Below are 8,691 nucleotides of genomic sequence, written 5' to 3' on the forward strand. Positions count from 1 at the left end.
GTGAACTCGAAGACCGACCAGGTCCATGCACACCGGTTCATGCTGGGCAGGCTGACCTCCGCACTGCTGCGCATCGATCCCGACGCTCCGGAGAGCCCGCTGCACCGGACCTACCGGGGAAGCACCATCGGCGGCATCATCGCCACGGTCGTCTGCCTCGTTCTGCTGCTGTTCGGCCTCATCTCGCCGGGCGGGAACAAGTCCTGGAAGGTCGAGGGCGCGCTGGTCGTGGCCGACTCCTCCGGGGCGCGGTTCCTGTACGCGGGCGGCAAGCTGCTGCCGGTGCTGAACTTCGCGTCGGCCAAGCTCGTCGCGGGCAACCAGCTGGTCGTGAAGCACGTCGCGGACAAGTCACTGCGCGACGTGCCGCGCGGCGACCCGCTGGGCATCATCGGCGCGCCGGACGCGCTGCCCGCGCTGGGTTCCGACCCCTGGCAGGTGTGCGCGTCCGTCAGCCGTGACCAGCCCGGGCAGACCGAGCTGAGCATCGGTGGTGGCAACGCGCGGCCTCTCGGCGACGACGAAGCGGTCGTGGTGGTTACTCCGGACGGTACGAGTTCCTTGCTGTGGCGTGGTAAACGTCATCGGGTGGCGGCGGACCACGGCGCACTCGACGCGCTGGACGGCGTGCCGCAGCCTGTGCGGGCGCCCGCGGCGCTGCTGGACTCGCTGCCCTCGGGGCCGGACTTCGCGCCGATGACGATCGCCGGGCTGGGCTCTCCGGGACCTCGCCTCGGCTCGGTGGACTCGAAGGTCGGCAGGCTCTACACGGTGCCCGGTGAACCGTCGCAGCGCTACGTCCTCACCACCTCGGGACTCACTCCGGTCTCCGAGCTCGACGCACGGCTGCTGACCGCGGATCCACGGCTCCGCTCCGCCGCCTACGCGGGTGGCGAGGTCACGGTGACCGAGCTGCCCGGCCGGGTGGTCGGCGAGCACCTGTCCAGGACCGAAGCGCCCCCACCGGTGAAACCGCCCCGCGCCCTGACCCTCCACAGTGGACAGGGACTGTGTGCTGTCGCCCTGCCGGCCGGCGACACGCCGCGCACGCAGGTCGCGTTGACGAGTCAGGTTTCCGAGGCAGGGCGGCCGCCGTTCAGCCAGCCCGGTGTCGCGGCGCCGTGTACGAAGGTCGACCGGATCGCGGTGAGGCCAGGCTCCGGCGCACTCGTCAAGGCCACCTCCGCGTCCGGCAGGGTGGGCGACGCCCTGTACCTCGTGACCGACACGGGCGTGAAGTACCCGGTGCCACCAGAGGGCGCCAAGGCGCTCGGGTTCGAATCCGCCGTCTCGATTGGGCTGCCCACGAGCCTGCTCGCGTTGCTTCCGACCGGGGCGCCGCTAGACCCGTTGTCGCTGCGCGACGGGGGCGCGGTGCTTCCGGCGGCGGCTCCGTGCGGAGCATGACCGGCGGAATCGGCGGCCAATCCTGCCGGTGGTTCCGCATGGTCCAGGCGGCTCCGCGTTGGTGTCCTGTCCCCCGTCGCTTCGCGTCGGGCACGGTTCCGCCCCACCAACCGGAAAGGATTTACCGCCGATGAGTGCACCGCTCATTCCGAGGATCCAGAAGACCGATACCGGGATGAACTCCGGTATCGCGGCCATCGACAACTCGCTGATCGACTGCGAGAAGATCCGCCTGAAGGCGGAGGCCCTCCGTAGCCAGCTGACCGGTGAGTGGACGGGCGCCGCGGGTGCCACGTTCAACCGCAAGCTCGACGAGTGGACGCAGAACTACTACCTCCTCCTCCAGGAGCTCGGGAAGATCAAGGACCTGGTACAGGTCAGCAACGCCGAGATGAACACGACCGAGGACGACGCGGGAATTCTCGCGCTGAACTCGTTCGGTGACGTGAGCGACGGCGTCTACAACCGCCTCACCTGACCAGCCAACCCCTGGACACGAAGGAGAACGATCATGGGGCAGCCCATCGACGGCTACTCGGTCAGCGGCAACATCCCGCACCTGGCCGACCAGATGAAGCAGTACACGAACGAACTCCAGAACGAGCTGGACACGCTGATGGTGCAGCTCAAGCCGATGCGGGACTCGTGGATCGGTTCGGGCTCCAACGCCTACGACGTCTGCCAGCAGAACTGGAACGGCATCCTCGCGAGGATGGCGGGAAGTTTCAGCAAGGCCGGGCTGACGATGACCATGGCCTACGACAACTACAACCGCACTGACCAGGGCATCATGCACAAGTTCGGCGGGGTGTAGTTCCGCGCCGCCCTCACGGAAAGGAGTACGGGCGTGGCGGGAGACGACCCCCGCAGCGGTGACATCAAGGTCACCCCTGCGTTTCTCAAGTCGTTCCAGACCGGCTACCTGGATCCGTTTCTCAACACTTTGGACACGGACCCGAACATTCTCGAACTGGGCCAGACGACTTCCAGCGCGCCCGGCAAGCGCCGGTTGCTCGCCGGCAACGAGAAGATGTTCGAGGCGGCCAGGTTGCTGGTCGAGAAGTACGAGGCTCCCGGTAAGGGCACGGCGCCCACGTTGTACGCCCAGATCGACTCGATGCGGACCTACCTCCGTGATCTGCGCGGCAGGATCGACCAGGTCGTGCGTGATGTGGAGAACAACGAGTACGAGAACGTCAAGCTCACCACCGAGCTGAGCGTGGAGCAGGTCAACGCGATCTTCAGCCCGGCCGCGGCCCCGCCTCCCGTCGCTCCGCCGCCGCCCCCGGCCGCGGGCTGACCCGCGATGACCGACCCAGCCCTGAGCAACGCGACCTGGGAGCAGGCTCTCAACTACTTCCAGGACGGCGACGTCGCCAAGCCCGTGCCCGACCGCAGCGCCCTCATGGGAACGAAGTGGCTCAAGTGGGATGTCTGGGGCTCCGCGCAGGGTGGCAAGTCACCCGAGGGCTGGGACTGGACCATTCGCTCGGAGACGAACTGGGTGGTCTACTGGGCGGTGGCGAGCGCCGACTACGGCGGGCTCGACAAACCGATGAACGAGTTCTACGGCCCGATGCGAGTGATCATCGAGTCGTTGCTCAACGGCAGCAACCCGGTCGCGCAGCCCTGGACCTTCGACAGGGCGCACAACGCGTTGAACGGCACCAAGGACATCCTCGCCCAGCAGGCGCTGAGCCTGAAGCTCTGGCAGGACAAGGTCGGCAACAAGGGAGACGACTTCCAGGGCGCCGGTGCAGGGGCGTTCTGGAAGGTCCTCGACGGACTGATCGACAAGTGCGAGAGCTGCGTGCGCCAGCTCGGCGTCCGCGACGGCCACGCGTGGAACGCGCTGGTCGACGCCAAGGGCAAGTCCGACGACAAGGCCACCGCACTCGACGAGGGCCGGGCCGGTCTCCAGTGGGCGATCAGCACGCTCGCGCAGGCCTACCGGGACTGGCTGCAACCCACGAGCCTGACCGGGTACAGCCTGACGCACTTCGGCGATGTGAGCGGGCCGGACGTTCAGCTCGCCTGGCCCGGCGCCGCGTTGCAGGCCGTGTTCGGCAGCGCCGGATTCAAGGCCGATCTAGAGACCAGCGGGCGGTCCCAGTGGAGTGGGGGCGAGCACTACGCGAAGAGCAGGAGTGGCGCCGTCGACGCCAGGAGCCAGAGGTTCTGGGACCGGATCGAGGAAGCCGCCAAGAACCTCTGGCAGGACCACATGTCCAAGATCCTGGACACGGCGGCTGCCAAGGTGGTCCAGCAGCTCGACCCGAACTACCGGACCGCGTCGACGTACCTGCCGACGATCATCGCGCCGACGCCCAAGGTCGACCTCGCCCCGAAGCCGCCGCCGGGTCCCCCTGGTCCGCCGGTGCCGCCGCCCCCCGTACCGCCGCCGGGTTCGCCTGGCGGGCCGAAAGGTCCGCCGTCACTAGGCGGTGGTGGTGGCGGTGGTGGCGGGCAGGGTGGTCCGAAGCCACCCACGCTCGGTGGGGACGGCGGTCCCAAGGGTCCCAACGGTTCCAATGGCCCGAACGGTCCCAACGGGCCCAACGGTCCGCTGGTGCCGAACCTGCCGAACCCACCCGGTGGCCCCAACGGCTCCACCGGGCCGGGTCCGCTGAACCCCAACTCCCAGCTCAAGGTTCCGACCGGGTCGCACGTCGGTCCGGACGGTGTGGTGCGCGGCCCCGACGGCAAGCCGCTGCTCGACCGCAACGGCAGGCAGATGGTCGTGCCGCCAGGGTCCAGGGTGGGCCCGGACGGGGACATCCTCGGCCCGAAGGGCGAGAAGCTCACCGAGAAGGACCGCCTGCAGAGGCCGGAGGTGGTCGGCGGCCAGAACGGTGAGAGTGAGCTGGACAAGTACCTGAAGTCTCTGCGCGGCAACAACAGTCCGACGATGCCGACGTTGCTGAACAACAACCTCGCGCCGCCGCCGAGCCTTCAGCTCGGAGGGTCGGGCAGCGGCGTGTCGACCGTCCCCGGCGTGACCGGGCTCAACGGGCCGAGCGGGCAGGACGCCCCGGTGCCTCCGCCGAAGACGGTCACCACCGAGGGCGGTCCCTCGCTGATGAAGAACCAGTCGGGGAACGGCGGCACGCCGAACGGGATGGGCGGTGTGCCGTTCTACCCGCCGATGGCAGGCGGGGCGGGCGCGGGCGGCGCGCAGGGCGAGAACAAGGGCGAGCGGGACCGGACGACGTGGCTCGCCGAGGACGAGGAGACCTGGGGCACCGACCCCAAGCTGCCGCCGTCGGTGCTCGGCGCCCGCCGGCGCCGGCCACGGGTGACCCAGAACTCGGGCTCCAGCGCCCGCAACCATGGACAGGGAGGAAACGATGGCCGACTGGCTGGCGGATCAACTGCACCAGACCATGGCCGCGTTGAGGGATCAGCGTGAGCGGATCGACGCGGCGAAGGCCGAGCTTGAGGCGCGGACCGCTTCGGTGACATCCGCGGACCACATGGTCACCGTGACCATGAACGCGCAGAACGCCGTGGTGGGCCTGAAGTTCAACACCACGAAGTACCGCTCCATGCCGCCGGACCAACTCGCCCGGACGCTGATCGACGTGCTCGGTCAGGCCCGGCAGGAGATGACGGACGCGGCGGTCGAGGTCTTCGGCCCGCTGATGGACCAGCGGGTCGACCTGCGTGCGGCCATGGCGGGCAACACCGAGGTGGACGCGGCGTTCGCGTCGATCTGGGACGAGGCGCCCACTGACGTCTTCGGCCGCGGGAAGGACTGACCTCGATGACGGACCCCGGCACGCCTCCCCCCGGCACCGTGGGCGGTCCGGACACGCGGACCTGGAGGTGGGAGCAGGCGCTCAACATCTTCAGCGACGACGGGACCTTCCCCATCACGCCGGCGCGGGAGACGGTCACCGCGCCGGTGTGGCTGAAGTGGGAGGCCAAGAAGGAGGTGAACGACCAGGGCACCAGGGGTCTGCTCAGCGCGGCCTACCAGACGAACTACGGGTACTGGTACGCCGAGGCCAGTGTGACCCCGGAGGTGGAGAGCGCGCTGACGCCGTTCGTGGTGAACGCCAACAAGATTCTCAACGGGGCGCTCGGCGACACCCTCACGACGGTGAAGCGGACGACCTTCGACACCGCGGCCACCACCCTGCGCGACGCCGCCGCCGTGCTGACCGCGCAGGTCGAGCCGCTGCAGACGTGGCGGCAGAAGGTCGGCCACGAGGGCAACGACTTCCAGGGCAGAGGGGCGGACGCGTTCGGGAACGTGCTGAACGGCCTCGGCCACCGGTGCCGGAACCTGGTGGAGCAGATGAGCCGTGAGCGCACGTCGTGGGACGCGCTCGTCGAGGTGAGGGACTTCGTGGCCAGATACGCCCTCCAACTCCAGCAGGGGTGGCTGCAGTGGCAGAGCGGGGAGAGGCGGTCCTACGACACGGGGATGGGTTTCCAGGTCCACGCCGCCGGTTCCGATCTCATCTGGCCCGCGGGCGTGCTCGCGGCGATCTGGCAGTCACCCGAACTCGTCGCGGACATCAAGAAGGGTGCGCCCACCACCACGACCGAGTACATGGACAACCAGCCGCGCTACCCCGTCAGCACGATTCTCGGCGGCAAGCTGGATCAGGCAGGTCCGTGGCTGAAGCTGGAGACGGCGGCGAAGAAGGTCTGGGCCGACCACATGGTGAACCACCTGGACGGATACTCGGCCGGCTCGGTGGGCATGCTGACCGCTGCCTACGACGTGGCCGGCAGGTACCTGCCGCAGATCCAGGCGCCGACACCCTTCACACTTCCCGGTTCCGGCGGCGGCCCCGGCCCCGGTTCCGGCGGCGCCGGAGGCGGCGGAGGCGACGGATCCGGTTCGGGCGGTCCGAACGGACCGAACGGATCCGGCGGGCCGAATGGTCCAGATGGCAACAACTCCAGCCTGGGCGGCCCACCGCCTCCGCCCACGGTCATCACGAATCCCAACGGCCCGCCCGGTCCCGGCATCGGTGGATCGAACGCGTCACTGAAGGTACCCAGCGGGTCCTACGTCGGTCCGAACGGTGTCGTGCTCGGACCGAACGGGAAACCGGTGCTGGGCGCCAACGGCAAGCCGATCATCGTGCCCAAGGGCTCGCGGGTGAACTCGAACGGCGAGATCGTGGGCCCGAAGGGCGGCGCGATCCTCGACCAGAAAGACCGCCTCCGTGCGCCCTACGGCCCGCCGACGGTCGAGAGCAACGGTCAGTCGGCGCTGGAGCGCCATCTCAGCTCGCTGCGGCGCACGCCTGCGCCGGTGCCGCCGCCGAGCACCTCGTTGCCCATGACCGTGTCCAGGTTCGACCCGCTCGCGAACCTCTTCTCCGGGCCAGGTTCCTTCGGCGGCAGCCACGTCAGCGTGTCGTCGAACCTGCCCCCGTCGTTCGCCGCACCGCCGGGAACGACGCCGCCGCCTTCGGTGACGGGCGGACCTCCGTCCACCGGTGGTCCCAAAGGGACGGTCGGCGGCGGTGGCGTGCCGTTCTATCCGCCCATGGCGGGAGGCATGGGCGGAGCACAGGGCGAGAACAAGGGCGAGCGGGACCGGTCGACCTGGCTCGCCGAGGACGAGAAGACGTGGGGCACCGACCCGGAGGTCGCACCGGGTGTGCTGGGCCGCCGCAGGCGAAAGGCGACCAGGCGATCCGCCGTCGTCGCGACGAGCGACGACACCCAACGCGACCACACGCTGGGACTCGGCGGTCAGGCGTTCGGCAACAGTGCCACCACGGGATGAGGACGGAAACCATGAGCAAGTCGTTCAGCGCCGATCCGAACGGCATCGCCGCGGTCGGCCAGGGGTTCGCGGAGATCGAGGCGTACTTCGGCACGATCTGCGAGGGCGGCCAGGACCGGATCGCCCTGCTGCTCGAGGCCTGCGGTGACGACGACGACGGCCAGAAGATCAAAGAGAACCTCCACGACCCGGCGTTCAAGATCGAAGGCGCGTTCACCTCGATCAACGCGGTCGTCGGCAACCAGACCAGGGTGACCAACGGCATGAGGGACCTGCTCAACGCGATGGAGCACGACAACACCTCGAACATCAACCACGGCCTCAAGCGTTAGCGATCGTCCAGACCTGGGCAAGCAGAGAAAGTTGGGAACACCATGTCCACGGAGCCACAACAGTCCACGGGTGTCGCGGTCGCCGGCGCGGCGGCATCGGCGCCGCCCGTCGCCCCCGTGGCAACGCCGGACGCCGAGTCCGCCTCGTCGGCCACCACCCAGACCCGCATCGCCGTTGTGCCGGCGGTGGTGGAGGCGAGCGCTGCGGTCAGCACTTCGAAGGCCGCCAAGGTGTCCAAGCCGATGATCGTCGCGGCCGCGGTCGCGGGTGTCGTGCTGATCGCACTGCCGGTGGCGTTCGGCACCGTGCTGAACAACGGCGACCAGCCGGGCGAGCATCCGAACAACGCCGGCTACGCCCAGGTTCCCGCGCCGGGCGACGGGTTCGTGCCAGGGGTGGCGGATCCGCGGGCCGAGAACACCGACACGACCACCGCGCAGCCCAACGGTTCGGCGCCGGCGCAGACCGCGGACGGCCGGCCCGTCGAACCCGGTGAACCCGCGAACCCCGGGAACGCCGCGGCTCCGGGTACGCCCGGCCAGGCCCCGGTCCAGAACCAGGCCCCGAACCCGCAGGGGAATCCGGCGCCGGCTCAGATCGTGACGTACGAAGCGACTGCCGGGCCGGGTTGCACCGGGAGCACCCGGTTCACCGGTGTCGGCTCCTACCGCGACGGACAGTCGGGCTGGGTGGACCACGGCAACGGCGGTTGCGGTACCTCGTTCGTCTCGATCCCGATGTCCGGCGACGCGACCAAGGACGACACCAGCGCCTACGGGCTGTGGACGTTCGACACGGGCTCGGTGAAAACCGGTAGCTGCACGGTCTCCGTGTTCGTCCCCAACGGCGACATCACCAAGGTGGGCGGCAATCCCACGCACTACCGCGTCTACGACCGGTTCGACGTCGCCAAGGGCAGTCCTACCGGGAGCTTCCAGGTGAGTCAGGTCGCGAACCGCGGCAAGTGGGTGAGCGCCGGTTCCTTCAAGGTGACGGGGTCCAAGCTCGCCGTCCAGTTGCTCACCAGGGGCGAGGACTGGAAGGGCTCGACCAGGAACTACGCGCACCACGCCGCAGCGATGGTCAAGGCCACCTGCCAGGCGTGACGTTCGTCAAGCCGGGACGAGCCGCCGGGAGTGAACCGTCGGACCACCGGGCTGCGTTGCCTCAGATGAAGTGTTGTCCGGTGTGGAGGTTCG

9 protein-coding genes are annotated in these 8,691 nt (G+C 69.1%); all 9 read left to right on the forward strand.

Going from position 1 to position 8,691, the window contains the following annotated elements:
• The 9 genes from eccB to IG04_RS43995 all read left to right on the forward strand — a co-directional run bounded on the left by eccB (position 1) and on the right by IG04_RS43995 (position 8,598).
• Positions 1–1,407, forward strand: coding sequence for a type VII secretion protein EccB (gene eccB / locus IG04_RS0115435; RefSeq protein ID WP_030477337.1), 1,407 nt, complete (start codon positions 1–3; stop codon positions 1,405–1,407).
• A 130-nt stretch (positions 1,408–1,537) separates the two neighbouring features.
• A complete protein-coding gene (locus IG04_RS0115440) occupies positions 1,538–1,885 on the forward strand; it encodes a WXG100 family type VII secretion target (RefSeq protein ID WP_030477338.1) in 348 nt (115 codons plus the stop codon).
• 33 nt (positions 1,886–1,918) lie between these two features.
• Entirely contained in the window at positions 1,919–2,221 is a 303-nt protein-coding gene (locus tag IG04_RS0115445) for a WXG100 family type VII secretion target (RefSeq protein ID WP_030477339.1), read from the forward strand.
• Positions 2,222–2,254: 33 nt separating this feature from the next.
• Positions 2,255–2,707, forward strand: coding sequence for a hypothetical protein (locus tag IG04_RS0115450; protein WP_030477340.1), 453 nt, complete (start codon positions 2,255–2,257; stop codon positions 2,705–2,707).
• Between the two features lie 6 nt (positions 2,708–2,713).
• Positions 2,714–4,816 carry a hypothetical protein gene (locus IG04_RS0115455; protein WP_030477341.1) on the forward strand — a complete coding sequence of 701 codons (2,103 nt, stop codon included), beginning with the start codon at positions 2,714–2,716 and terminating at the stop codon, positions 4,814–4,816.
• Positions 4,755–5,165 carry a YbaB/EbfC family nucleoid-associated protein gene (locus tag IG04_RS0115460; RefSeq protein ID WP_245816169.1) on the forward strand — a complete coding sequence of 137 codons (411 nt, stop codon included), beginning with the start codon at positions 4,755–4,757 and terminating at the stop codon, positions 5,163–5,165. The genes IG04_RS0115455 and IG04_RS0115460 overlap by 62 nt, the downstream gene beginning before the upstream one ends.
• Positions 5,166–5,170: 5 nt before the next feature.
• On the forward strand, positions 5,171–7,159 hold the full coding sequence (locus IG04_RS46480) for a hypothetical protein (protein WP_030477342.1): 1,989 nt from the start codon (positions 5,171–5,173) through the stop codon (positions 7,157–7,159).
• A gap of 11 nt (positions 7,160–7,170) precedes the next feature.
• Entirely contained in the window at positions 7,171–7,491 is a 321-nt protein-coding gene (locus IG04_RS0115470; protein WP_030477343.1) for a hypothetical protein, read from the forward strand.
• A 42-nt stretch (positions 7,492–7,533) separates the two neighbouring features.
• The gene (locus IG04_RS43995; protein WP_051769951.1) at positions 7,534–8,598 is read left to right on the forward strand and encodes a hypothetical protein; all 1,065 of its coding nucleotides are present in this window, start codon (positions 7,534–7,536) and stop codon (positions 8,596–8,598) included.
• The last annotated feature ends 93 nt before the right edge of the window (positions 8,599–8,691 follow it).

The organism is Lentzea albidocapillata (genome assembly GCF_000719115.1).
In the GTDB taxonomy this organism is placed as follows: Bacteria; Actinomycetota; Actinomycetes; order Mycobacteriales; family Pseudonocardiaceae; genus Lentzea; species Lentzea albidocapillata.

Coding starts and splice junctions, on each gene's coding strand:
- IG04_RS0115460 (WP_245816169.1), top strand. CDS start 4,755: ATGGCCGACTGGCTGGCGGATCAACTGCACCAGACCATGGCCGCGTTG.
- IG04_RS43995 (WP_051769951.1), top strand. CDS start 7,534: ATGTCCACGGAGCCACAACAGTCCACGGGTGTCGCGGTCGCCGGCGCG.
- IG04_RS0115440 (WP_030477338.1), top strand. CDS start 1,538: ATGAGTGCACCGCTCATTCCGAGGATCCAGAAGACCGATACCGGGATG.
- IG04_RS0115455 (WP_030477341.1), top strand. CDS start 2,714: ATGACCGACCCAGCCCTGAGCAACGCGACCTGGGAGCAGGCTCTCAAC.
- IG04_RS46480 (WP_030477342.1), top strand. CDS start 5,171: ATGACGGACCCCGGCACGCCTCCCCCCGGCACCGTGGGCGGTCCGGAC.
- IG04_RS0115445 (WP_030477339.1), top strand. CDS start 1,919: ATGGGGCAGCCCATCGACGGCTACTCGGTCAGCGGCAACATCCCGCAC.
- IG04_RS0115470 (WP_030477343.1), top strand. CDS start 7,171: ATGAGCAAGTCGTTCAGCGCCGATCCGAACGGCATCGCCGCGGTCGGC.